Origin of the sequence: Hyphococcus aureus, assembly GCF_042643165.1 — a bacterium.
In the GTDB taxonomy this organism is placed as follows: Bacteria; Pseudomonadota; Alphaproteobacteria; order Caulobacterales; family Parvularculaceae; genus Hyphococcus; species Hyphococcus aureus.
The window spans coordinates 2577924-2602069 of the sequence record NZ_JBHRSH010000001.1; the positions used below are offsets into that span (position 1 = coordinate 2577924).

Below are 24146 nucleotides of genomic sequence, written 5' to 3' on the forward strand. Positions count from 1 at the left end.
TATGTGGACGGCATCCAATCGATGCTTATAAAGAAATCGGCGCTATTTCGGCGCCGGGTTCGGATTATAGTTGTAGGGGGCCGGAGCATCCATAAATCGACAAGGCGAATTGATGTTGCGATGTATTGAATTCACAAGCATTTCGTTCAGGATGATACTGGATTCGTTTATTAACTTTCGGGGTGCGCCGCCTTATGAGCTGGGACGATTATTTTGCTGAAGAACAGGATGGGCGCGCTGCCGCGCAGAGCGGCAAAAAACGCACTATCACTGTTGGCTGGACCGTGCGGACACAAAAGGGAGCTGTAATCTGGGCGCCGCCGCAGCCATTTTCCCGTAATGATCCGAAGCCTGTTTCTTCAAAATCCGTACAAGTTTGTCCGGCTGCGGTGGATTTTGACCGACGGCATTTTGTTGTGCCATGTCCAATCGATCTGACGTTGCAGTTTGATCGTCAGCCAAATGGACAGTTTACGCTTGTTGACGCTGACGGTGAAAAATCCGGGATGCGCCAGACAGGCTTGCGCGAAATGATGATGCTACATCCCCAACATGAATGGCGAAATCCTGAGCGGCCTTTGATCCAGATTATTGCGCCTTATGTTTTTGTGGCTGATGATCCCTGCTACATTGTGCAGACGCCGCCTTATCTTCATTATTTCCCGACGCCCCGGCCTGGCCTCCAAATGGGCGGACGGTTTCCGGCGCATATCTGGCCACGGCCATTGAGCTGGGGCTTTGAATGGTACGATGTGACGAAGCCGCTGGTTTTGAAACGCGGCGAGCCATGGTTTTACATTAGTTTTGAAACTGAAAATCCGTCCGCCCATGTGCGTTTAGTGGAGCAGGAGATGACGCCTGAGCTTGAAAAATATATGGCGAGCATTGTTGATGTTTCAAACTATGTGAACAAGACTTATTCGCTGTTTTCCGAAGCGCAACGACTTCGTCCGCCATCGCTTGTCAAAGCGAGAAAAGAATAGACTTTATTTTTGGGCGGCGTCCGGATGATTTTTCAGCGCCGGGTTGACGCCGAAAGTCATCAGCCGCTTGCCGATCTTTTCATCGAAAACGGAAAAACCGTTTGCTTCAAGGAGTGTGCGGCATTCGCGATGGGTGCGCGCACCTCGGCGTTCGGCGCCTGTATCGAGCGCTATTACGCGAATGTTTGGAAACATCGCGCCAATGCCTTCCAGAATTTCAGGCTCGGCGCCTTCGGCGTCGCATTTGAGCAGGTCAATTTGCGCAATCATATTATCGGCGCAAAACCGCTCCACCGTGACAGCGGGCTTGGTGATCTTATCGCCTTGCCCCTCATCGAAAACCGAACTGTCTGCGGTATCCGGCGCTGAGAAAAAAGCGAGATCGGCGTTTTCTTTCCAGATGAGCGCATCATAGATGGAAACACCTGAGAGTGCGGATGTATTGGCCTTCAAGCAGGCGAAGACTTTCGGGTCCGGTTCTACGCAATGAATACGGGCGCCATAACGCGCCGCGACATAGGCGAATTCGCCGGCGTTGGCGCCGATATCGAGAATGGTGCTGACCTCGTTCAGGTTCATGTGCCGGCCGACCCCATATTCCCGCTCCAGTTGATCGAGACGCGCCGCCCAACCTTTCTTGTAAAGTTTCCAGCGCAGCGCAGAGGGAGCGTAAACCGACATGCCGTCAACATGGATGACGGCGCCCAGCGGATCGGCGCTTACCGACAGGGGAACGTGACCGCGATAGGACAGGGCGGCGTATGCGCGCTGGCGCAACAGCTTCAGTTTTTGCTTGAGCGGAAAACCTTCGATGGCGGCGGCCATTCCTAGCTCCGCCGCAAGGCCATCTTGATCGGACCTTCCGCCCTTCCGTGCACGAACTGGTCGACCATGGGATTGCCGGAGCGTTCAAGGTCTTCCGGTTTGCCGCGCCAGATGATGCGCCCCTGATAGAGCATGGCGACCTCGTCGGCGATCTTGCGAGCTGACGCCATGTCATGAGTGATGGAGATGGCCGAGGCGCCGAGGGCTTTCACCCGTTCGACGATAAGGTTATTGATGACGTCGGACATGATCGGATCAAGACCCGTCGTCGGCTCATCAAAGAAAAGGATCTCCGGGTCGGAGGCGATGGCGCGCGCAAGGCTCACGCGCTTTTGCATGCCCCCTGAAAGCGCCGCAGGATGAAGGTCGCCGATCTCAGGTGAAAGGCCAACTTGAGCGAGGCAATCGATCGCTTTGTCCCGCGCTTCCTTGCGTGATTTCCGGTCGGCGTTGAGCAGGCGAAAGGCGATATTTTCCCAGACCTTGAGACTGTCAAACAGGGCTGATCCCTGAAACAGCATTCCGGTGCGCTGGGTCATATAACGCCGGTCGCTGTCCGTATGCCGCGCGATGTCGCGCCCATCGACTTCAACAGTGCCGTGATCCGCCCTCATCAGGCCGATAATGCATTTGAGCAGCACAGACTTGCCGCTGCCGGAGCCGCCGATGATGACCAGAGACCGGCCTTTATCCACATCAATGTCGACGCCGCGCAGGACCTGATTATTCTCGAAGCCTTTGTGAAGACCGCGCACGGCGATGGTGTGTGACGTCTCGCTCATGGGTTTGATTAAAACTCCACCAGGAAAGAGGTCATGACATAGTTCGATGCGAGGATCGAAACCGCCGCCGCCACCACGGCGGTGCGCGTCGCAGCGCCGACGCCTTGTGCGCCGCCGCGGCTGCGATAGCCGTAATAGCAACCCATCACCGCGATGAGGAAGCCGAACACGCCCGCCTTGAAAAGCCCGCTGACGACGTCGCGGTTTTGAAGGAACTCGGAAATGTTGCGAATGAAAACGGGCCCGGAAAAGTCGAGACCGTACACGGCAACAAGATACCCGCCATAAACGCCAATGATGTCGGCGATGAGCACGAGGATCGGCAGTGCGAGGGTTGTTGCGATAATCCGCGGCGCGATCAGATATTTGAAAGGATCGACAGCCAGCGTCGACATGGCGTCGATCTGTTCGGTGACGCGCATGGTCCCGATCTCCGCCGCCATGGCGGAGGAACACCGTCCGGCGACCATCAGCGCCGCGAGCACTGGCCCCAGCTCACGCACAATAGACACGCCCAGAATCTGCGGCAGAAATGTTTCGGCGTTAAAGCGCAACGAGCCGTCATAGATATTGAGGGCGAGCGCTGCGCCGGTGAAGACGGCGGTCAGCCCGACAACGGGCAGCGAGGTGAAGCCGATGCGGACCAGCGAGGAGAAAAAGGCGCGCCAGTAAAATGGTCCGAGAATGCTGGCGAGGGCGCCGCGGCCCGCGAAGACCGCCATTCGGCCTGTCTCGCGCAGGGCGTCGAGGGTGACGCTGCCGGTTATTGCAAAGATGTTCATGGACGCTCCCCTTGACCGTCTAGAGGTAGCGGCGATCGATCCGCCCGCCAAGCCCTGTGAGCAAGTCATAGGGCACGCGATGGGCGGCGGCGGCGGCTTTGAAAAGGCGCAGGCGCGGGCCGAAGAATTCCGCATAATCTCCTATTTTTACAGGATTCTTTAGGCTTGTAATATCGAGAGTGATGAAGTCCATGGAGACGCGCCCGACAATAGGAGCAAGGGCCCCATTCACGATAGCGGCGCCCGCTGGCGTGTCATTACGGGGATAACCGTCGCCATAACCAAGAGCGACGGTCGCGATTCGCACCGGGGCCGTCGCTGTGAAGGTCGCGCCATAGCCGACGGTTTCACCGGGGCGAAGGTCGCGCAACTGAACAATCGGCGCTTTCAGGGTCGCCACATCGCAAATGCGCTCGTCATCCGCATCGAAGGGGCTGCCGCCATAAAGCGCGATCCCGGGCCGCACGAGATCGAACTGATAGGCCTTGTCCATCAATGCGCCGGCCGACGCAGCAAGGGAAAGCCGTGCGCCGGAAAAGCGCCGCGCGGCTTCGACAAATTTTTCACGCTGGTCTTTGTTCTTCGGATGCGTCGGGTCTGAGGCGCAGGCCAGGTGGCTCATGACGATGCTGACCTCACGGCCCGCCGCTGACAGGGTCGCGGCAATCGCCTGCGCTTCGCTCATCGGCGCGCCGAGGCGATTCATGCCGGTGTCGATGTGAACCACCGTGGGGCCTGCGCCGCGTTTCGCCCACAGCTCTGCCTGGGTCAGCGAATTGATGACGGGCGTCATTTGCACGCGCTCATAAAGCGCAAGCGTTTCTTCCGATGGTCCGGCGAAACAATAGATGCGGGCGGCCGCATTGTTCAGCGCTTCGCGCAGGGCTGCGCCTTCCTCCGGGTAGGCGACGAAAAATTCATCGCACCCCCCGCGCTCAAACAACGCGCGGGAAATAGGCGTGAGGCCGAGACCGTAAGCGTCACATTTCACCGCTGCGCTGACGCGCGCCTCCGGCGCGGCGTCGCGGATCATCGCGTAATTGGCGCAAAGGGCCGAAAGATCGATCTCGACGATCGGCCCGTGAGCGGGCGCGGTTTTTGGGTCAACGGTCATAGCCACCGAGCTTTAAGGGGCTTTTTGCGGCGGGAAAAGGGCAAGCGCTGGCGCCGCCGCGGCTTCCGTGAGCCCGAACGTAAAAGGCAGAGAGGCGCGGGGCGTGAAACGTCCATCGCAATAGAAGTATAAGGGCGCATCACGCCCCGCATTTGCAGCGTTGTTCAGCGTCGGCGGGCCCGGCCGTAATCATGACCGCCGGAGGGTGTTACGCCCCAGACGTTGAGCCATGAGAAAGCCCGGGCTCTGCGACCGGCCAGCGTGCGAGGAGTTTCCGTTTCGCAACCCTCGCGCCCTGCGCGCCGCGATCCGGACCAGTGGGAACGGCAGGCCACACCGCCTCTCAATGTCCGGACTGGGAGCATTATAGGGCCATCTGAAAAGCGGTGAAAACTTATCCACGGGTTCCAAAACGGGTGTATACTTGCCGCCGCCCCCTGCATCCCCCCGATTTGAATATGTCTTGTCTATGAAAAACGCCCGGCGCGTTTTCGGCGCCGGGCGGTCTCAATCGTTCGTCGCCTGTATCGCGATTAGCAGCGATCAGAAGCGGTCGGCGTTCATCACCTTGGTCCAGGCGGCGACAAAATCGTCGGCGAATTTGTCTTCCGCGCCGTTAAAGGCGTAGACCTCGACGACAGCGCGCAGTTCCGCATTAGAGCCGAAGACGAGATCGTTCTCGGTCGCCGTCCATTTCAGATCGCCAGTCTGACGATCACGGCCTTCGAAGACATAAGGCGTATTCGATGGCGCCCATTTCGTCGACATATCGAGCAGGTTGACGAAGAAATCATTCGTCAGCGCTCCCGGCGTGTCAGTGAAGACGCCATAGTCAGTTCCGCCTGCATTGGCGTCGAGGGCGCGCATGCCGCCGACCAAAACCGTCATTTCAGGCACGGTGAGGTCCAGAAGGCTCGCACGGTCCACAAGAAGCTCAGACGGTGACTTATCGTTAGCGCCGCCGAGATAGTTGCGGAAGCCGTCCGCCTTCGGTTCAAGAACGGCGAAGGAGGTAAGGTCCGTCTGTTCTTGCGAAGCGTCCATGCGGCCCGGCGTAAAGGGAACGTTGACCGGATTGCCCGCATCCTGCGCCGCCTTTTCGATCGCCGCATTGCCGCCGAGCACGATCACATCGGCGAGCGAGACTTTCTTGCCGCCGCTTTGCGCATCGTTGAAGTCCGTCTGCACTTTTTCAAGCGTAGTCAGAACTTTTGACAACTCGGAGGGATCGTTGACCGCCCAATCCTTTTGCGGGGCAAGGCGGATACGCGCGCCATTGGCGCCGCCGCGCATATCGGTGCCGCGGAAGGTCGAAGCCGACGCCCAGGCGGTGCGCACGAGTTCCGGAACCGTCAGACCTGACGCAAGGATGTCAGCCTTGATCGATGCGGCGTCAGCTGACGTGATCAGCGGGTGATCAACCGCCGGGATCGGGTCCTGCCAGATCAGTTCTTCAGCAGGCGCTTCCGACCCGAGATAACGGGCGCGCGGGCCCATATCGCGGTGGGTGAGCTTGAACCAGGCTTTCGCAAAAGCCAGTTCGAACTCTTCCGGATTTTCAAAGAAGCGCTGTGACACTTTCCGAAATTCCGGATCTTCTTTCAGCGCGAGGTCCGTCGTGAACATTATCGGCGCGTGACGCTTGTTAGGATCATGGGCGTCCGGCGCCAATTGACCCGCTGCTTCATCGGTCGGCACCCACTGGATAGCGCCTGCCGGGCTGCGCGTCTGTTCCCATTCGAAGTTGAACAGGTTCGAGAAATACTGATGTGTCCACTCGGTCGGGTTCATTGTCCATGAGCCTTCGAGGCCGCTGGTGATGGTGTCTTCCGCATTGCCTTTGCCGCATTTATTCACCCAGCCGAGACCTTGTTGCTCCACGCCGGCTATGGCGGGTTCGGGGTCAAGACATTCATCTGGCTTGTGCGCGCCATGGGCCTTGCCGAAGGTGTGGCCGCCAGCAATGAGCGCAATCGTTTCCTCATCGGTCATCGCCATGCCGCGGAAGGCCTGACGGATGTCATGGGCCGCCGCGAGAGGGTCTGGATTGCCGTTCGGACCTTCCGGATTAACGTAGATGAGGCCCATCTGTGTCGCCGCCAGCGGTTTGGCGAGCTCCCGGTCGCCATGGAAACGCTGATCGCCGGCGAGCATGGTGTCTTCCGTGCCCCAATCGACGACTTCGGCTTCCCAATCATCTTCGCGCCCGCCTGCGAAACCGAAAGTTTTGAAGCCCATGGACTCCATCGCGACATTGCCGGTCAGCACCATAAGGTCGCCCCAGGATAGGGCGCGGCCATACTTCTGCTTTACCGGCCAGAGAAGGCGTCGTGCTTTGTCGAGGCTGACATTGTCCGGCCAGCTGTTCAGCGGCTCGAAACGCTGCTGTCCGCCGCCGGCGCCGCCGCGGCCGTCATACATGCGATAGGTGCCTGCCGCGTGCCAGGCCATGCGAATGAAGAACGGTCCGTAATGTCCATAGTCTGCAGGCCACCAATCCTGTGAGTCCGTCATGACGGCTTCGATGTCTTTTTTCACTTCGGCGAGGTCGAGTTTTGAAAACTCGGCGGCGTAATCGAAGTCTTCGCCGATAGGATTGGATGCTGCTGCGTTATGGCGAAGGGGGCTGAGATCAAGCGCATCCGGCCACCAGAAGTCGTTTGTTTTGGATTCGCTTTCCGCCGGCGCCGCGTCTTCCTTCATGGAAATTGTTTCACCAGCGGAATCCTCAACGGCCTCCGGCGTTGGCGTCGTGACTTCGCGCGATTCATTCGAACCGCCGCAGCTTGCCGCCAGAGACAGCGACAGGACCGCAGCTGTCGCGAGCAAGGCGGATTTCGTATTTGTTTTCATGTTTCCTCTCCGGTGCAAAAATTCAGAAGACACATCCGGGGGCGCCCTGATGTCATCAGGCTTGATGTCACCAGGATTGTCGCCGCCAGGGTTGAACCAGGTTTGTCTTTGACAAACGAGACCAGTTACTACGTGACCATTTTCAGATGCGATAAAGCCGCTAGCCCCTTGGCGAACCGCGCCCCTTTAAATTCGCATCACAAAGAAACCCTATGGGCGCCCGATTTATATGTAAAAAAGATAATATTCATGGCCGAAATTGGAAAAATCGATCATGCGTCTCTGTTCTGTGCAATCGCGCGCTTGTCATTGCGAAGCTGTGCTGTTGCGGCCAAATTCCGTATGATTTGAATCAAAGGGACGCTGCTTTGCTCGAACTTTATCATCATGGGTCATCGGCTTGCGCGGCGAAAGTTCGCTTCGCACTTGCGGAAAAGGAGCTCGACTGGACAGGCCACTATGTGGACATCCTGAAAGGTGAACAGTTCGACCCGGCCTATTTGAGAATCAATCCTAAGGCGGTCGTGCCGGCGCTGGTGCATGATGGTGAAGTGATTCCGGAATCGACCGTCATTTGCGAATATCTGGAAGATGCGTTCCCCGAGGCGCCGCGGCTTTTTCCAGAGGGCGCCGTCGAGCGCGCGCGGGCGCGGCTCTGGACAAAGGCGGTCGACGAGGAATTGCATCCCGCCTGTTCGGCGCTGACTTATGCGCTTTCTCATCGCCACATGATCTTGCGCAATGGCGCCGGCTCATTTGACGATTTTCTACAAGGCGCAGGGGCGGAGGGGCGTGCTGCGCGTGAACTCAAATGGAAATGGATTCATGACGGGCTGGCCGCGCCTGGCGCGGCGGACAAGATCCGTCTCTATGACAGCTATCTGAAAAAAATGGAGACTGCGCTTGAGCGGCATCCCTGGCTAACCGGCGATGAGTTCTCCATCGCGGATGTGGCGCTCGCGCCTTATCTTAACCGGCTCGCCGCGCTTTCTTGTGACGGCATGTGGCGCGACGGGCGTCTGCCGCGCGTTGAGGCGTGGTTCGCGCGGATCCAGGCTCGCCCGACTTTTTATCCTGCGTTTATGGAATGGATGCCTGACGAGCTTGCAGAACAAATGCGCGCCAATGGTGCGAAATCATGGCCGGAAGTGAAGAGACGTTTGGAAATTTGAAGGAGGTGCTCATGCCCATTGTAAGTTTTTCAAATCCGCCGGGACTGATTGACCCGACGGATTTTCATTTCTCGCAAATGGCGGTGGTTGACCCCGGCGCGCGAATGATTTTTCTCGCCGGGCAGGGCGGTTTTGCGGCGGACGGAAAGCTGTCATCCGATTTTGAAGAACAGGCCCGGCAGGTCTTTCAAAATATCGCTGTGGCTTTGGAAAGCGCGGGCGCGCATATCGGCGACATTGTCAGGCTCACCGTTTTTATCGTCGGCTATGATGTGGAGCGAATGAAGGCGTATCACGCCGCGCAGCTGGACGCGTTGGGCGAGCATCGCCCGGCCGCAACGCTGATCCCTGTGGCGCAGCTTGGCGCGCCGGCAATGCTGATCGAGATCGAGGCGACGGCGGCTTCGTCTGCGTGAGGGCGCCTAATATTCGCCGCCGCCATAGCGGTCGGTGACGAGATCCGAGAATTTCGTGAATTTTTCTTCGAAATGGAGATCCACCTTGCCGATGGGGCCATGGCGTTGCTTGCCAATGATCACTTCGGCGGTGTCGCCGACTTCATCCAGGCGCGCGAGCCACTTCATGTGTTCTTCGGTGCCTTCGCGCGGCTCCTGACGGCCGAGATAATATTTTTCGCGATACACAAAGAGCACGACATCCGCGTCCTGCTCGATCGAGCCAGATTCCCGGAGGTCGGAAAGCTGCGGGCGCTTGTCTTCGCGCGCTTCGACCTGACGCGAAAGCTGGGAGAGGGCGATGACCGGCACGTCCAGCTCTTTCGCCAGCGTCTTGAGCCCCTGAGAGATTTCAGTGATCTCCTGCACGCGGCCGTCATTGCGTCGTCCGGAGCCCGTGAGGAGCTGGAGATAGTCAACCACGAGAAGGTTCAGGCCATGCTGGCGCTTGAGGCGCCGGGCGCGGGCGGCAAGCTGGGCGATGGAAAGGCCGCCAGTGTCATCAATGTGAAGCGGCAGCTTTTCCAGTTCGCGCGCGGCGTGATAAATCTTGTCGAACTGTTCCTGATCGACCTCGCCGCGGCGGATCGCCGAGGAGGAGACTTCCGCGACTTCGGCGATAATACGCGTCGCGAGCTGTTCGGCGGACATTTCCAGCGAGAAAAAGCCGACCACCGCGCCTTCAACCGTTTTCATCGTGCCGTCGGGCTGTCTTTCGGTCTTGTGCGCCTTCGCAGCGTTCAGCGCGATATTGGTCGCAAGCGATGTTTTGCCCATGGAGGGGCGGCCGGCGAGAATGATCAGGTCCGATGGATGAAGGCCGCCGAGCATGCGGTCGAAATCGCGAAGGCCGGAGGAGACGCCGGCCAGACCGCCGTCACGTTTGACGGCGGCGTTTGCAAGCTCAATCGCTTCGGTGATGGCGGCGCGGAAAGTTTTAAAACCGCCGCCATATTTTCCGGTCTCGGCGAGCTTGTAGAGCGCTTGTTCCGCGTCTTGCAATTGCTGTGAGGGCGAATCCTCTAGCGTTGCGATCTTCGCGCGTTCCGACATTTCCGAGCCGATGGACATAAGGCCCCGGCAAACGGAGAGATCGAACACGATCCTGGCGTAGTCGGTGGCGCCGGAAGTTGACGGCACATTCGCCGCGAGCGTTTCGAGGTAACGCTTGCCGCCAGCGTCGATATAGCCCTGCTTGTTCGCGAGATAGGTGTCGATCGTGACTGGAGAGCCGAGACGGCCCGAGTTGATCAGATCGCCCGCCGCTTCAAAGATGAGCTGATGAACGGGATCGAAAAAATGCTCGGGCTTCAGGAAGACGGAGACCCGGTAAAAGATTTCGTTATCGAACAGAATGGCGCCGAGGATCGCCTGTTCAGCATCGAGGCTTACGGGGAGTTTATTCTCCGTACCCTGATTTTTATTGGGTGCATTGGTTGCGCCGTCAGCCATTCAGCCCTTAGATCAAAAAAAACGCCGGCTGAGAAGACAGCCGGCGTTTATATTTTTCCACCTTTGGGGGTGGGGAGAGCCTTCGCTGTTGCAAAAGCTCCTTTATGTTATTTTGTTATTCTTCGGTTTTTTCTTCATCCGCGTTTTCAACGGCGGCGTCGGCGTCTTCGTCGAAGAACTCGGGCGCAGCTTCCGCGGCCTGTTCCTCTTCGGCTTCATCCTCAGGACGGGCGAGGACGTTCTCGCCGCGGGCCTGACGTTCAGCTTCATCAGCAGAGCGCGCAATGTTGATGTTGATCTTCACGTCGACTTCCGGATGGAGGACAACGCGGACAGGCGTAATGCCGAGCGCTTTCAGCGGTTTGTCGAGACGCACCTGCGCGCGTTCGATGGAGAACCCGCCTTCTGACGCCGCTTCCGCAATATCGCGGCTCGAAACGGAGCCGTAAAGAACGCCCAGTTCCGACGATTGCCGAATGACGATAAAAGAGGCGCCATCGATTTTTTGAGCGACCTGTTCGGCTTCTTTCTTGCGTTCGAGGTTGCGCGCTTCAAGATCGGCGCGTTGAGCCTCAAAAACTTTCTTGTTGTCGTCATTGGCGCGAAGCGCCTTTTTCTGGGGCAGAAGGAAGTTCCGTGCATAGCCGGCCTTCACTTTGACAACATCGCCCATCTGGCCGAGATTTTCGACCCGTTCGAGGAGAATGACGTCCATCGTGCTTACTCCGATACGTAGGGAAGAAGCGCAAGGAAACGGGCGCGCTTGATGGCGCGCGCAAGCTCACGCTGCTTCTTGTGAGAGACGGCGGAAATCCGCGACGGAACGATCTTGCCGCGTTCGGAAACAAAACGCTGAAGCAGTTTCGGATCCTTGTAGTCGATCGCCGGCGAGTTATCGCTGGAGAACGGACAGGTTTTGCGGCGGCGGAAAAATGGTTTAGCCATGATTGATCCCTTTCCTGATTACCGGCGGTCGCCGCGATCGCCGCGGCCACGATCGCCGCGGTCACGGTCTCCACGGTCGCCGCGATCACGGTCGCCACGCTCGCCGCGATCATTGCGGTCACGGCGTGACAACACGGGGGACGGCTCTTCATTATGTTCTTCGACACGCACGGTGAGTGCGCGCAGAACGTCGTCATTGAGCTTTTCCTGACGCTCAAGTTCGAAGATCGCTTCGGCCGGCGCTTCGATGTTGAAAAGGCTGTAATGGCCCTTGCGGTTTTTCCTGATTTTGTACTGGAGATTGCGAAGGCCCCAATATTCGGACTTTGCAATCTTGCCCCCGAGGTCTGTAACGACTTTGGTGAGCGTTTCGGTCAGGCCCTCAACCTGCGCAGGCGAGATATCCTGACGCGCAATAAAGATGTGTTCGTATAGCGGCATGTAGCCAGCTCCTTATAGGGCGACGGAGACTGTTCGGATCTGCTGGCGATCCGGAACGCCTGTGGCTCATGAAGCTAAGGGACCATCCCTTGAACCCGCCCGATTGGGGGCGAGCGCCCATGACCATCGCTCGTGAAGGCGCGGGAGATAGCGGAGTGAGCGGCCTATTGCAAGCGCGAAACCGGCTATTTCTCGCCGAACCAGCGGACGAGGACAGTCTCGAAAAAGGCGATCGTCCTGGCCTCGCTGCAATTGGCCTCGGCGAAGTCTCTTGCGGCTTGCCCCAGGCGGTTCGTCAGCGCTGGATCGGCCTCAAGTCGGGTGACAGCGGCGGCGAGGGCGGATGCGTCCCCGGGGGGGACGAGAAGCCCGGTTTCGCCGTCCCTCAGATAGTCGGCGGCCCCGGCGGCGTCGGTCACTATTTGCGCCTTGCCGATATGCATGGCCCCGACAAGGGTCACGAGCCCGCAAGGGGTCTCACGCGAGCGCAAGGGAACAAGCGCCGCCCTGGCGTGCTGGACGATCTCCCAGGCCTCCTCAAAGGGCAGGTTGAACCTTACCTCGAGATTTTCGGGCGGGTTCAGCCCTTCGAAATTATGGGGCCGGGCGACGGCGACAAAACGGGTCCCGGGAAGGGCCCGGGCGGCCTCGCACAGAACTGCATAATCGCGCGCCTCGCCGCCGAGGGCGGCGAAATAGTCCCCTTCGATGGTTCTGGGCTGAGGCCCGGCTAAAGGCGGCGCGACGCCCCAGGGCGCGCGCCAGAACCGGCTCCGGTCGATATTGAAATAATCGGCGTAAAGCCCTTGTTCCGCATCGGTAAAAACAGCGAAAGCATCGACGCCGTCAAAGGCGCGTTTCATGACCGATTTACGGAAGCCGGTGGGCAGGTCGGTGAAATTGAAGGAGAAGGCGAGGTGGCGCGCGGGGTTCTCTTTGGGGCCCTTTGCGGCTTGTCCGACGCGCTCCACCCAGGTCGTCATCCAGGGGCCGTGCGTGATGATGAGGTCATAGGGCTGTTTCCGCGCACCCGATATGAGGCGCCGCACCCCGGCGTAGCGATAGGCGAATTGCAGCTTTTTTCTTGGGGCCGCCAGCGAATAGGGCGTCCAGTGGAGCCGCCGGCCGGCGATTTCGTAATCCGGCGCCATCAGGTCCCGAATCCACGCCCAGTCCGGGTCGGGGGCGTCAGATAATGTGGCGATGCGGATAGGCGGCTGGGTCATCTGCGGCTGATACCAGCGCTCGCCCCTTCCAGCAAAAGGTTTGGCGGCAAAAGAAACCGTAACATTTGGTGAGCGCCAATCCTTGCCCTCGCGCGCCAGCGTCGCTATGTCCGCGAATTCAGAATTTAACCAAGGAGCAGGGCCGCGATGACGCGAGCTTTCGTCTTTCCGGGACAAGGTAGCCAGAGTGTGGGAATGGGCGCGAGCCTCGCCGATGCTTTTCCGGTTGCGCGCGAAGTTTTTGAAGAAGTGGATGAGGCGCTCGGTCAGAAGCTTTCAAAGCTGATGCGCGAAGGCCCCATGGAAGAGCTGACCCTGACGGCGAATACGCAACCCGCCTTGATGGCCCATTCGATCGCCGCCATGCGGGTGCTGGAAGCGGAAGCTGACGCTGACATTGCCAACGCCATGTTCGTCGCCGGGCATTCTCTCGGAGAATATTCCGCCTTGTGTGCGGCGCGATCCATCAGTCTCAGCGACACGGCGAAGCTGTTGCGCATTCGAGGCGAGGCGATGCAGGCCGCTGTTCCGGTGGGCGAAGGCGCCATGGCGGCGCTGATCGGCGTCGACATGCAAGCCGCGCAAAAAGCCATCGACGCCGCCAAGGGTGACGGCGTGTGTGAAATCGCCAATGACAACGCGCCGGGACAGGTTGTGATCTCCGGGGAGAAAGCACGCGTCGAAGCCGTTTGCGCCGGCGCCAAGGAGTTCGGCGCCAAGATTGCGAAATTGCTGCCGGTTTCGGCGCCGTTTCATTCTTCATTGATGGCGCCTGCCGCTGAACGGATGAGGGAAGCGCTGGCGGAAGTGAAAATCGTTGCGCCTGCGACGACGTTAGTCGCCAATGTCACGGCGAAGGATGTCGCCAATCCGGCGTCGATCCGTGACCTTCTTGTGAAACAGGTGACGGGACGCGTGCGTTGGACTGAAAGCGTCAATCACATGACGGCCGAAGGTTGCGAGCTGTTTATTGAAGTGGGGTCAGGCAAGGTTCTGTCCGGCCTCATCAAGCGCATCAACCGCGATGTGCAGAGCCTCAATGTGAGTGAACCGGGCGATATCGAAGCCTTCGTAAAAGCTTAAAGCGAAGTTCTCCGTAATCAAAAGAAAGGATGCGGAATGTTTGATCTTTCGGGCAAGCGGGCGCTTGTCACTGGCGCCACCGGCGGCATCGGCGAAGCTGTCGCAAGAGCGCTGCACGCGCAAGGCGCCAGCGTCGCCGTCTCCGGCACCCGCGCGGAAAAACTCGAAGCGCTTGCGGGCGATCTGAAAGACCGCGTTCATGTGACGCCGTGCAATCTGTCCGATCTCGATGCGGTGGACGCGTTGCCAAAGACCGCTTCGGAAGCCATGGGCGGGCTCGACATAGTTGTCTCGAATGCAGGCGTCACCCGCGACACGCTGATGATGATGATGAAACCGGCGATGTGGGATGAGGTCATCAAGATTAATCTCACCGCCTATTTCCATCTGGCGAAGGCATCCTTGCGCGGCATGACGAAACAGCGTTTCGGGCGGATCATCGGCGTGGCCTCCGTCGTGGGCGTCACCGGAAACGCCGGGCAGGCGAATTACGCCGCCTCCAAGGCAGGGATGATTGGCATGTCGAAATCGCTGGCGCAGGAAGTCGCAAGCCGCAATGTCACCGTCAACTGCATCGCTCCGGGTTTCATCGCCACGGCCATGACCGACGCCCTGAATGACCAGCAGAAAGAAGCGATTCTCGGCAAGATTCCCGCAGGCGCCATGGGCGCGCCTGAGGATATTGCTGCAGCTGCGGTCTATCTCTCTTCAGCCGAGGCGCGCTACGTCACCGGCCAGACCTTGCATGTCAATGGCGGCATGGCGATGTTATAAGTCAGGAAAATGACCTCGGCTGCGGCGGTTTTGGCGTTGCAACAATCTGCAATATGCCGTAATTGCGCCCCCGAACCCGCTCAAGAGGCGGCCCCGTTTAACACCTGCTGACAAACCACCTTTCAGGTTTTATCTGAAAATCGTAAATAACCGTTTTTACCAAGGAGCGTTGAATGTCTGATCTTGCAGAACGCGTGAAGAAAATTGTTGTCGAACATCTTGATGTGGATGCCGCCAAAGTCGAACCAAAGGCGAGCTTCATCGATGATCTCGGCGCCGACAGTCTTGATATTGTCGAACTCGTGATGGCGTTCGAAGAAGAATTCGATGTTGAGATCCCTGATGACGCAGCCGAGACTATCCAGACGGTCGGCGACGCCATCAAATTTATCGAAGAACAAAAGTCCTGATCGGCTGTTCTTCCCGATAACGAGCCGACAGGGCCGTTTCGCCTGACGGCGCCGTTGAAGGGTTTTTGAAGAAAACCGCATCGGCGCCAGTCAATATCAGCGCAAAGGCCTGTCGGCTTCCCAAATCCGGAGTAGGTCTATATGCGCCGCGTTGTCGTTACAGGAATGGGATTGGTCACGCCGCTCGGGGTGGGGCTCGATTCCGTATGGCGTCGTCTCATCAATGGTGAGAGCGGCGCCGGACCTATTGAACAATTCGACGCCGCGAATCTTCCCTGCCGGATCGCGGCCTCCGTTCCATTAACTGACGGAACCCGCGGCGGCGACAAAGCCGGTGATGCGGCTTTTAACGCCGATGACTGGGTAGAACCGCGCGAACAGCGCCGCATGAATCCGTTCATCGTGTTCGGCATGGCCGCCGCGCAGATGGCGTTCAAGGATTCCGGCCTTGAGTTCAAAAACGAAGAAGAACGCGAACGCGCCGGCGTCATGACGGGCTCGGGCATTGGCGGCCTTTCCGGCATCGAAGATGAAGTGCTGGTCCTGAATGAGAAAGGCCCGCGCCGCGTGTCGCCGTTTTTCATCACCGGCAATCTGATCAACCTCGTCTCTGGCCAGGTGTCGATCAAGCTCGGCATGAAGGGGCCGAACCACGCGGTGGTGACGGCGTGTTCGTCAGGCGCTCATGCGATTGGCGATGCGGCGCGGCTGATCGCGCTCGGCGATGCGGACGCGATGCTGGCCGGCGGCGCCGAAGCTGCGATCTGTCCCATCGGCATTGCGGGCTTCTCATCGTGCAAGGCGCTGACAACTCATTTCAATGACACGCCGGAAAAAGCGTCGCGCCCCTATGACAAGGATCGTGACGGGTTCCTTATGGGCGAGGGCTCCGGCTTCGTCATGCTCGAAGAGTATGAAAAAGCCAAAGCGCGCGGCGCGAAAATTTACGGCGAGATTATCGGCTATGGCCTGTCGGGCGACGCTTATCACATCACGTCGCCGGCCGAAGACGGCAATGGCGGCTATCGCTCTATGGAAATGGCGCTGAAACGCGCGGGGCTTGCGCCGAAAGACATCGACTATGTCAACGCCCACGGCACATCGACGCCGGTCGGCGATGAAATCGAACTGAGAGCGGTTGAGCGCCTCTTCGGCGATGCGGCGGACGGGCTCGTCATGTCATCTACAAAATCCTCTATCGGGCATTTGCTTGGGGCCGCAGGCGCGGTGGAGGCGATTTTCTGCCTCCTCGCCATGCGTGACGGGATCGCGCCGCCGACCCTCAATCTCGACAATCCGTCCGTCGCGACGCCTATCAATCTCGCCGCCAAAGAGGCGGTCAAAAAGCCGATTAACGTGGCGTTATCCAATTCCTTCGGTTTTGGCGGCACAAACGCCTCTCTGGTGATGCGGCGCGTTGACGGCTAAACTCCCCTCATGAATCGAGCGGGAGCTGGCGGGAGGCGGGATGTCAGGTAAAGATCAGACGAGGCGCGCCCAGCGCAGATCAAGTCAGCGCGGGGGCGCGGTGAAAAGCTTTCTCTTTTTTATCGGCGGGCTCGCGCTTCTGGCGGCGATTGCACTCGGGGTTGGCGGGTATCTCGGCTACCGCGAAGCGGTGAAGCCCGGTCCATCGCGGGAGAACACGATTGTCCTCCTGCCGCCGGGGAGCGCTGTCTCCACGATCGCTCACCAGCTGGAAGATGTCGGCGTTATCGAGCATCCGGAAATTTTTATTGCGGCGGTGCGTCTTCGCGGCGTGCAAAGCGAGATCAAGGCAGGTGAATATGAAATCCCGGCCCGATCAAGCGTGATCGCCATTATCGATCAGCTTCGCGAAGGCAAGAGCATCCTGCATTATTTCACAGCGCCCGAGGGGCGCACGACGGCGCAGATCATCCGATTGCTGAACGAGAACGACGTGCTCGAAGGCGAGGTGTCGATTGAGCCGGGCGAGGGTGAACTGTTGCCTGAGACCTTCGCCTTCACACGCGGTGAGACCCGCGACAATCTCGTGCGCCGGATGATGAAAGACCAGGACGCGCTGATTGATGCGATTTGGGATGACCGCGCTATGGAGCTTCCATTTTCAACCCCGGCTGAGGCGATCATTCTCGCCTCCATCGTTGAAAAGGAAACCGGCGTCGCTGAGGAGCGACCGCGCATCGCTTCGGTCTTTGTAAACCGCCTCAAAAAAGGGATGCGGCTTGAGAGCGACCCGACGATTATTTACGGCCTGACTCAGGGCGAGCCCCTTGGCCGCGGTTTGCGCCTCAGCGAGCTGCGCGGGGAAACCCCTTATAACACATATGTCATTCGCGGTTTGCCGCCGACGCCGATCGCCAATCCCGGCAAGGCGTCGATCGAAGCGGTTCTCAATCCTGCGGATACGGATGATCTCTTTTTTGTCGCCGACGGCACAGGCGGGCATGTGTTCGCGCCGACCTTGCGTGAACACAACGCCAATGTCGCCAAATGGCGGAGCATTGAACGCCAGCGCGCCACGCAAGGCGGAAAGTAAAACAGCGGCCAATCATCGACCGCATATGAAGGAAAACAATTGACCGGAAACCTTTCTTCCATGACCGGCTTCGCCCGGATTGAAGGCGCACATGACGGCTGGCGCTATATCTGGGAAGTGCGCTCGGTTAATGGGCGGGGCCTTGAATGGCGTGCGCGTCTACCGGCCGGATTCGATGCGCTCGATCCTGAGATGCGAAAACTCGCGAAACAGAAACTGGCGCGCGGGACGCTCAATATCGGACTGACTCTGAATAAAGACGGGCAGGACGCTGGCTATGCGATCAACGAGGCGATGCTTGATAATGCTGTCGCCATGATCGAAAAAATCCGCTTGCGGATCGAATGCGCCCCGCCCCAGGCGGAAGGTCTTTTGGCGCTGAGGGGCGTTATCGAACAAGCCGAAGACGAAATGAGCGAGGAGATGCGCGAAGCCCTTTGTGCCGCGTTGATGACATCCTTCGCTCAAGCCCTGGACGGGCTTGCCGATGCGCGCCGCAAGGAAGGGGTCGCCATGGGTGAGGTGCTCGCGGGGCAACTCGACATGATTGAGAAACTGACCGCCGACGCTGCAGCGAACGCCGCCGCAATGCCCGCGGCGATCCGCGACCGGATATCAGCCCAGTTGAAAGAGTTACTGGAGGGCGCTGTCCCTGAAGACCGTCTCGCTCAGGAGGCCTCGCTTCTCGCCATCAAGGCCGATGTCAGGGAGGAGCTGGATCGGCTTTCCTCGCATGTCGGCGCGGGCCGGGCGCTTCTGGCGAAATCCGGTCCCGTGGGCCGGGACCTCGATTTCCTCACCCAGGAGCTCAATCGCGAGGCCAATACACTCTGCTCCAAGGCGCAGGATATGGAGCTGAAACGCATCGGCCTTGACCTCAAGCGCGTGATCGATCAGGTCCGGGAACAAGTGCAGAATATCGAATAGGGAAGACGAGATGATCGGCGGCGACCTCAAAGTGGCCCGCAGAGGCCTGATGTTCATCCTGTCGAGCCCGTCGGGCGCCGGGAAAACCACGCTGGCTGAGCGGCTTCTGACCAAGGACGGCGATATGGTGCTGTCGATTTCCGCCACCACGCGCCAGCGCCGGCCCGGTGAAGCGCACGGCAAGGATTATTTTTTCGTTTCCGAGGAAGAATTCATGCGCATGCGTGACAATGGCGAGTTCATGGAGTGGGCGAATGTGTTCGGGCATTATTACGGCACGCCGCGCAGCCTCGTCGAGGACACGCTTCGTCAGGGCAAGGACGTTCTGTTCGATATCGACTGGCAGGGCGCGCAACAGCTTGACGAGGTCGCGGGCGAGGATGTGGTCAAGGTGTTCATCCTGCCGCCCTCGCGCGAGGAACTGGAGCGGCGCTTGCGCCAGCGCGCGCAGGACCCCGAAGACGTCGTGCAAAAGCGCATGGCCAAAGCTGACGCCGAAATGTCCCACTGGGCTGAGTATGACTACGTGATCGTCAATTACGACCTGAATGAGTCGGAAGAGTTATTACGTTCCATCCTCTTCGCCGAACGCCTGAAACGCCGCCGCCAGGTTGGTCTCGCCGCGATTGTGAAAGAGATGATCGGCGACGGGTAAGCGCTTATTCTTCGCTTTCTTCATCTTGCGGCGTAAAGGCGACGGTCGTCGCTCTGACTTTCCATTGACCATCAACTTTTACCAGATAGTCCGTCCCGGCATAATAAACGGTGCGCGGAGAGCCGTCCGGATTGCGCAATTCTTCTATCGCATTGAAGCGCGCGAACGCTGTATTCCCGATTACGCTTATATCGGCGAATTGCGCAGTGTACGAAATGACTTTGGCGCCTTGGCCGATATAGTCGCGCACTCTTTCCATATGCGCAGGTTTTTGCCGAACCGTGGGCTGTCCAGCGAACCAGACTGTCCACTCTTCATGGTACTTGTCTTCCCAGTTCTCGAAATTGGTCTCGATATTCATCGGGCCGTTCTTAAGCAGGTCGACAATCGCCTGTTGTTCCGGCGTCCATTCTTGCTTCTCCTGCGCCAGTGAGGGAGAGCAAAAGAGCAGCAGTGCAGCCAACACAGTTCCGCGCACACGAAATGCGACCGACAAATATGACATGAAATCCCTGCTTTCGGTTCAAAATGATCTGGTCTGGTCATACGGGTCCAAGCCCACCGAGGGGAGCGTGAATTCAATCAGCTAGACGCGAAAACCGGGCAATTGATCTCAAATCAGGGCATACGCCGAGGAATTATTCTTGCTGCATGAAAAAGCGCGCCTTTCTTTCGAAAGGCGCGCGCTCAATAAATCAAAATTCTCAGTAAACAGCGTTTACTTGAAAACCACTTTCGCGATCTCATAAGACCGTGCGCCGCCAGGTGCTGCGACTTCGACGCTGGAGCCTTGCTCCTTGCCGATCAGGGCGCGGGCGATGGGCGAAGAGACGGAGATGCGGCGCTGTTTCACATCGGCTTCAAGATCTCCGACAATCTGCCAGACTTTCTCCTCTTCGGTGTCTTCGTCTATCAGCGTGACGATGGCGCCGAACTTCACAGATATGCCGTCGAGCTTGGATACGTCGATCACTTCGGCGCGGGTGTATTTGTCTTCAAGGTCGAGAATCTGGGATTCAATCCAGCCCTGGCGCTCTTTCGCGGCGTGATATTCGGCGTTTTCGGACAGGTCGCCATGGGCGCGCGCTTCCGCAATCGCCTGGATGACAGCCGGGCGTTCTTCATTCTTCAGTTTTTTCAGGTCGGCTTCCAACTTCTGATAGCCTCCAAGGGTCATGGGGAATTTATCCATGTCTCGCCCTCTCTCTCCTCATAAATGGCGAACCCGCATTGGTCCGCCTTGGCCGGTCCTCTTGACCGTAAAACGAAAAAAATAGCGCGGCCGGGCGGTTTTCGCCGGGCCGTCGCCTATTTTCGAGCCGGTTATCTAAGCCTACTTTGCCGGAAATTCAAGAGGATTTGCGGCGAAACTGTCTTAACTGATTGAAATTTAATAGTTTTTCTATATCGCGGCGAAGTAGGCCTGAAGCGGGGCGACCTCAAGATCCCCGGCGCGCATGGCCTCGATGGCGCGGACGGCGGCCCGGGCTCCGGCGGCGGTGGTGATGCAGGGGATTTTCTGGGTCAGGGCGGTCGTGCGGATGGAGCGCGAATCCTTCACCGACTGAGCCCCCTCGGTGGTGTTGAAGACCATATGGACTTCGCCGTTTTTGAGGGCGTCAACGATATGCGGGCGCCCTTCGAGCACCTTGTTTACGCGGGCGACATCTAGACCCTGACTATTCAGGTAATCCGCCGTGCCGCCAGTGGCGATGATCGTGAAGCCCATATTGAGGAGCTTGCGCGAGGCGTTGACCATTTGCGCCTTATCGGAATCTTTCAGCGACACGAACACGCAGCCTTTCATGGGAATGCGCGCGCCGGCGGCGATCAGGCTTTTCGCCCGCGCCTTGTCGAAATTGACGTCGATGCCCATGACTTCGCCGGTGGAGCGCATCTCGGGCCCAAGCACCGTGTCGACGCCGGGGAAACGCGCGAAGGGGAAGACAACTTCCTTGACGGCCACATGGGTGAATTCGGGCCATTTGAGATCAAGGTCCTTGATCTTGGCGCCAGCCATCACTTTTGCTGCGATCCGCGCCACGGGCAGGCCGACAGCCTTGGCGACGAACGGCACCGTACGCGAGGCGCGCGGGTTCACCTCGAGAAGATAAATGACGTCGTCCTTGATGGCGTATTGCACATTCATCAAGCCGACGACGCCGAGCTCAAGCGCCATGCGCGTTGTCTGTTTTTTCAGCGCTTCAATCATGGCGTCTGACAGCGTATAGGGCGGAAGCGAGCAGGCGCTGTCGCCGGAATGCACGCCGGCCTCTTCAATATGCTCCATCACGCCGGCGATGAAGACATCCTCTCCGTCGCAGATGGCGTCCACATCGACTTCGACGGCGTTCTGCAAATAGTGATCGAGAAGAAGCGGCTCGTCTTTGTTGATTTCGATCTGGGCCGTCGCGAGATAATGGGCGAGGGCGGTTTTGTCGCGCACGATCTCCATGGCGCGCCCGCCGAGCACATAGGAAGGACGCGTGACAAGAGGATAGCCAACCTCTTCCGCGGCTTCCGCAGCGAGCTCACGCGAAGGCGCGGTGGCGTTTTTCGGTTGCACCATGCCGAGCTTTTGAACGAGCTTCTGGAACCGCTCACGGTCTTCGGCGAGGTCGATGGCGTCATAGGGGGTGCCGAGGATCGGCACGCCTTCGTCTTCGAGAATGCCGGCGAGTTTCAGGGGCGTCTGTCCGCCATATTGAACAATGACGCCGAGAAGCTCGCCATGTTCCCGTTCCTTCGCGACGATTTCCAGAACATCTTCGGCGGTCAGCGGTTCGAAATAGAGCCGGTCAGACGTGTCGTAATCGGTCGACACTGTCTCAGGGTTACAATTCACCATGATTGACTCGACGCCGATATCGGCGAGCGCGAACGCCGCGTGACAACAGCAATAATCAAACTCAATGCCTTGGCCGATGCGGTTCGGTCCGCCGCCGAGAATGATGACTTTTTTCCGATCCGACGGGTTCGATTCACAGGCCGGAGCTCCGGCGAAAGACGGTTCGTAGGCGGAATACATGTAAGGCGTCTTGGCGGCGAACTCCGCGGCGCAGGTGTCGATGCGCTTGAAAACGGGGTGGACCTTGCGTGCGCGCCGGTGCTCGCGAACTTCCTTTTCCGTGCCTTCGGCAAGCTCTGCGAGGCGTTTGTCGGAAAATCCCATGGCCTTAATGAGGCGCAAGGCTTCGGCGTCGTCTGGCAGACCATCGCGCGCGATCTGTTTTTCCGTTGCAATGATTTCCGCGATCTGTTCGAGAAACCACGGGTCATATTGCGTGATGGAGCGGATCTGTTCCAGCGGCAATTCATGGCGGAAAGCCTGCGCCGTCACGCGCAGCCGATCCGGCGTCGGCGCCGCGAGCGCCGCCCTGAACGCATTGGCGTCATCGCCTTCGCCAAGACCGGCAATCTCGATCGGGTCGAGTCCGCAAAGCCCGGTCTCAAGAGAGCGCAGCGCCTTCTGCATGGACTCTGCGAATGACCGGCCGATGGCCATGGCTTCGCCAACCGATTTCATCGCCGTCGAGAGCGTCGCCTCGGCGCCCGGAAATTTCTCGAACGCAAAGCGCGGAATTTTGGTGACGACGTAATCGATGGTTGGTTCAAACGCTGCGGGCGTCGCGCCGGTGATGTCATTGTCTAACTCGTCGAGCGTATAGCCGACCGCGAGTTTCGCTGCGACGCGCGCAATCGGGAAACCGGTTGCTTTCGAAGCCAGCGCGGAGGAGCGCGACACGCGCGGGTTCATCTCGATCACAACGAGGCGGCCATTGTCGGGGTTCACCGCGAACTGAACATTAGAGCCGCCGGTCTCGACGCCGATTTCGCGCATCACCGCGATGGAGGCGTTGCGCATGATCTGGAATTCTTTGTCGGTGAGGGTCAGCGCCGGCGCCACCGTAATGGAATCGCCCGTATGAACGCCCATGGGATCGACGTTTTCGATGGAGCAGACGATGATGCAGTTGTCCGCCTTGTCGCGCACAACCTCCATCTCAAATTCTTTCCAGCCCAAGAGGCTTTCATCGATCAGGACCTGTCCCACCGGCGAGGCTTCGATGCCGGTGCGGACATAATGTTCGAATTCTTCGCGATTATAGGCGACGCCGCCGCCTGTGCCGCCAAGCGTGAAGGCCGGGCGAATGATCGCCGGCAGGCCAATATCGTCCAGATATTGCATGGCGTTGGCGACGCCTGACACGCGATCATAGCCGATGATCTTTCCTGTATCGTTTTTGATCGCAGGGCAGGCGGCGATGACGGAGCGCGGATTTTCAAGCCCGATCTTTTCCATGGCGACACGGAATTTTTCGCGGTCCTCGGCTTTCTGGATGACGTCGGCGCGCGCGCCGATCATTTCCACATTGTATTTTTCAAGAACGCCGGCTTCTTCCAGATCCAGCGCGCAGTTCAGCGCGGTCTGGCCGCCCATGGTCGGCAGGAGCGCGTCAGGGCGCTCCTTGGCGATGACCTTTTCCACAAATTCCGGCGTGATCGGTTCGATGTATGTCGCATCGGCGAGCTCCGGATCGGTCATGATCGTCGCCGGGTTCGAATTGACGAGGATGACCCGGAAGCCTTCCTCTTTGAGCGCCTTTACGGCCTGCACCCCTGAATAGTCGAACTCACAAGCCTGGCCGATAACGATGGGCCCGGCGCCGATAATGAGGATGGAGGAAATGTCGGTCCGTTTCGGCATACGTTACTCGCGCGCAACCCCGCGCGAGGCGAGCAGAA

Annotated in this window: 23 protein-coding genes; 10 read left to right on the plus strand and 13 right to left on the minus strand. The window is 58.8% G+C overall.

The features are described from left to right. The first annotated feature begins 194 nt into the window (after positions 1–194). Entirely contained in the window at positions 195–983 is a 789-nt protein-coding gene (locus tag ACFOOP_RS12560) for a hypothetical protein (RefSeq protein WP_379881300.1), read from the plus strand. Between the two features lie 3 nt (positions 984–986). Here the strand turns inward: ACFOOP_RS12560 and ACFOOP_RS12565 are convergent, their stop codons facing one another. The 5 genes from ACFOOP_RS12565 to katG form a co-directional block, all read right to left on the minus strand. Beyond that, positions 987–1808 carry an FkbM family methyltransferase gene (locus ACFOOP_RS12565; RefSeq protein WP_379881301.1) on the minus strand — a complete coding sequence of 274 codons (822 nt, stop codon included), beginning with the start codon at positions 1806–1808 and terminating at the stop codon, positions 987–989. 2 nt (positions 1809–1810) lie between these two features. Next, positions 1811–2590, minus strand: a complete 780-nt coding sequence (locus ACFOOP_RS12570) for an ABC transporter ATP-binding protein (RefSeq protein ID WP_379881302.1) — start codon at positions 2588–2590, stop codon at positions 1811–1813. An 8-nt stretch (positions 2591–2598) separates the two neighbouring features. Continuing rightward, positions 2599–3372 carry an MlaE family ABC transporter permease gene (locus ACFOOP_RS12575; protein ID WP_379881303.1) on the minus strand — a complete coding sequence of 258 codons (774 nt, stop codon included), beginning with the start codon at positions 3370–3372 and terminating at the stop codon, positions 2599–2601. 19 nt (positions 3373–3391) lie between these two features. Beyond that, positions 3392–4486 (minus strand): alanine racemase, encoded by a 1095-nt coding sequence (gene alr, locus ACFOOP_RS12580; RefSeq protein WP_379881304.1) that lies wholly within the window; start codon positions 4484–4486, stop codon positions 3392–3394. 543 nt (positions 4487–5029) lie between these two features. After that, positions 5030–7189 (minus strand): catalase/peroxidase HPI, encoded by a 2160-nt coding sequence (katG, locus tag ACFOOP_RS12585; RefSeq protein WP_379881562.1) that lies wholly within the window; start codon positions 7187–7189, stop codon positions 5030–5032. 518 nt (positions 7190–7707) lie between these two features. On the opposite strand from katG, the gene ACFOOP_RS12590 reads away from it, so the two are divergent. After that, positions 7708–8511, plus strand: a complete 804-nt coding sequence (locus ACFOOP_RS12590; protein WP_379881306.1) for a glutathione S-transferase family protein — start codon at positions 7708–7710, stop codon at positions 8509–8511. Between the two features lie 11 nt (positions 8512–8522). Next, positions 8523–8927 (plus strand): RidA family protein, encoded by a 405-nt coding sequence (locus tag ACFOOP_RS12595; protein ID WP_379881308.1) that lies wholly within the window; start codon positions 8523–8525, stop codon positions 8925–8927. A gap of 6 nt (positions 8928–8933) precedes the next feature. Here the strand turns inward: ACFOOP_RS12595 and ACFOOP_RS12600 are convergent, their stop codons facing one another. From ACFOOP_RS12600 to ACFOOP_RS12620, 5 genes are all read right to left on the minus strand, one after another. After that, positions 8934–10418: a replicative DNA helicase gene (locus ACFOOP_RS12600; RefSeq protein WP_379881310.1), complete on the minus strand. Its 1485-nt coding sequence runs from the start codon at positions 10416–10418 to the stop codon at positions 8934–8936. 115 nt (positions 10419–10533) lie between these two features. Continuing rightward, positions 10534–11133 carry a 50S ribosomal protein L9 gene (rplI, locus tag ACFOOP_RS12605; RefSeq protein ID WP_379881312.1) on the minus strand — a complete coding sequence of 200 codons (600 nt, stop codon included), beginning with the start codon at positions 11131–11133 and terminating at the stop codon, positions 10534–10536. Between the two features lie 5 nt (positions 11134–11138). Then, positions 11139–11366: a 30S ribosomal protein S18 gene (rpsR, locus tag ACFOOP_RS12610; protein ID WP_379881563.1), complete on the minus strand. Its 228-nt coding sequence runs from the start codon at positions 11364–11366 to the stop codon at positions 11139–11141. Between the two features lie 15 nt (positions 11367–11381). Continuing rightward, positions 11382–11804, minus strand: a complete 423-nt coding sequence (gene rpsF, locus ACFOOP_RS12615; RefSeq protein WP_379881313.1) for a 30S ribosomal protein S6 — start codon at positions 11802–11804, stop codon at positions 11382–11384. A 185-nt stretch (positions 11805–11989) separates the two neighbouring features. Further along, positions 11990–13030, minus strand: coding sequence for a glycosyltransferase family 4 protein (locus ACFOOP_RS12620; RefSeq protein ID WP_379881315.1), 1041 nt, complete (start codon positions 13028–13030; stop codon positions 11990–11992). Between the two features lie 147 nt (positions 13031–13177). Here ACFOOP_RS12620 and fabD point away from each other — a divergent pair, with 147 nt between their 5' ends. The 7 genes from fabD (at position 13178) to gmk (ending at position 19400) form a co-directional block, all read left to right on the plus strand. Further along, a complete protein-coding gene (gene fabD / locus ACFOOP_RS12625; RefSeq protein ID WP_379881316.1) occupies positions 13178–14113 on the plus strand; it encodes an ACP S-malonyltransferase in 936 nt (311 codons plus the stop codon). A gap of 36 nt (positions 14114–14149) precedes the next feature. After that, a complete protein-coding gene (gene fabG, locus ACFOOP_RS12630; protein WP_379881318.1) occupies positions 14150–14887 on the plus strand; it encodes a 3-oxoacyl-[acyl-carrier-protein] reductase in 738 nt (245 codons plus the stop codon). 173 nt (positions 14888–15060) lie between these two features. Next, positions 15061–15297, plus strand: coding sequence for an acyl carrier protein (locus ACFOOP_RS12635; protein ID WP_104832297.1), 237 nt, complete (start codon positions 15061–15063; stop codon positions 15295–15297). Positions 15298–15438: 141 nt separating this feature from the next. Next, positions 15439–16725 (plus strand): beta-ketoacyl-ACP synthase II, encoded by a 1287-nt coding sequence (gene fabF / locus ACFOOP_RS12640; protein WP_379881320.1) that lies wholly within the window; start codon positions 15439–15441, stop codon positions 16723–16725. A gap of 40 nt (positions 16726–16765) precedes the next feature. Beyond that, positions 16766–17818: an endolytic transglycosylase MltG gene (gene mltG / locus ACFOOP_RS12645; protein WP_379881322.1), complete on the plus strand. Its 1053-nt coding sequence runs from the start codon at positions 16766–16768 to the stop codon at positions 17816–17818. 39 nt (positions 17819–17857) lie between these two features. Next, a complete protein-coding gene (locus tag ACFOOP_RS12650; protein ID WP_379881324.1) occupies positions 17858–18745 on the plus strand; it encodes a YicC/YloC family endoribonuclease in 888 nt (295 codons plus the stop codon). Positions 18746–18755: 10 nt separating this feature from the next. Then, positions 18756–19400 carry a guanylate kinase gene (gene gmk / locus ACFOOP_RS12655; RefSeq protein ID WP_379881326.1) on the plus strand — a complete coding sequence of 215 codons (645 nt, stop codon included), beginning with the start codon at positions 18756–18758 and terminating at the stop codon, positions 19398–19400. Between the two features lie 4 nt (positions 19401–19404). Here the strand turns inward: gmk and ACFOOP_RS12660 are convergent, their stop codons facing one another. The 3 genes from ACFOOP_RS12660 to carB all read right to left on the minus strand — a co-directional run bounded on the left by ACFOOP_RS12660 (position 19405) and on the right by carB (position 24108). After that, positions 19405–19905 carry a nuclear transport factor 2 family protein gene (locus ACFOOP_RS12660; protein WP_379881328.1) on the minus strand — a complete coding sequence of 167 codons (501 nt, stop codon included), beginning with the start codon at positions 19903–19905 and terminating at the stop codon, positions 19405–19407. Positions 19906–20118: 213 nt separating this feature from the next. After that, positions 20119–20592, minus strand: coding sequence for a transcription elongation factor GreA (greA, locus tag ACFOOP_RS12665; RefSeq protein ID WP_379881330.1), 474 nt, complete (start codon positions 20590–20592; stop codon positions 20119–20121). A 210-nt stretch (positions 20593–20802) separates the two neighbouring features. After that, positions 20803–24108 (minus strand): carbamoyl-phosphate synthase large subunit, encoded by a 3306-nt coding sequence (gene carB, locus ACFOOP_RS12670; protein ID WP_379881332.1) that lies wholly within the window; start codon positions 24106–24108, stop codon positions 20803–20805. Between the last annotated feature and the right edge of the window lie 38 nt (positions 24109–24146).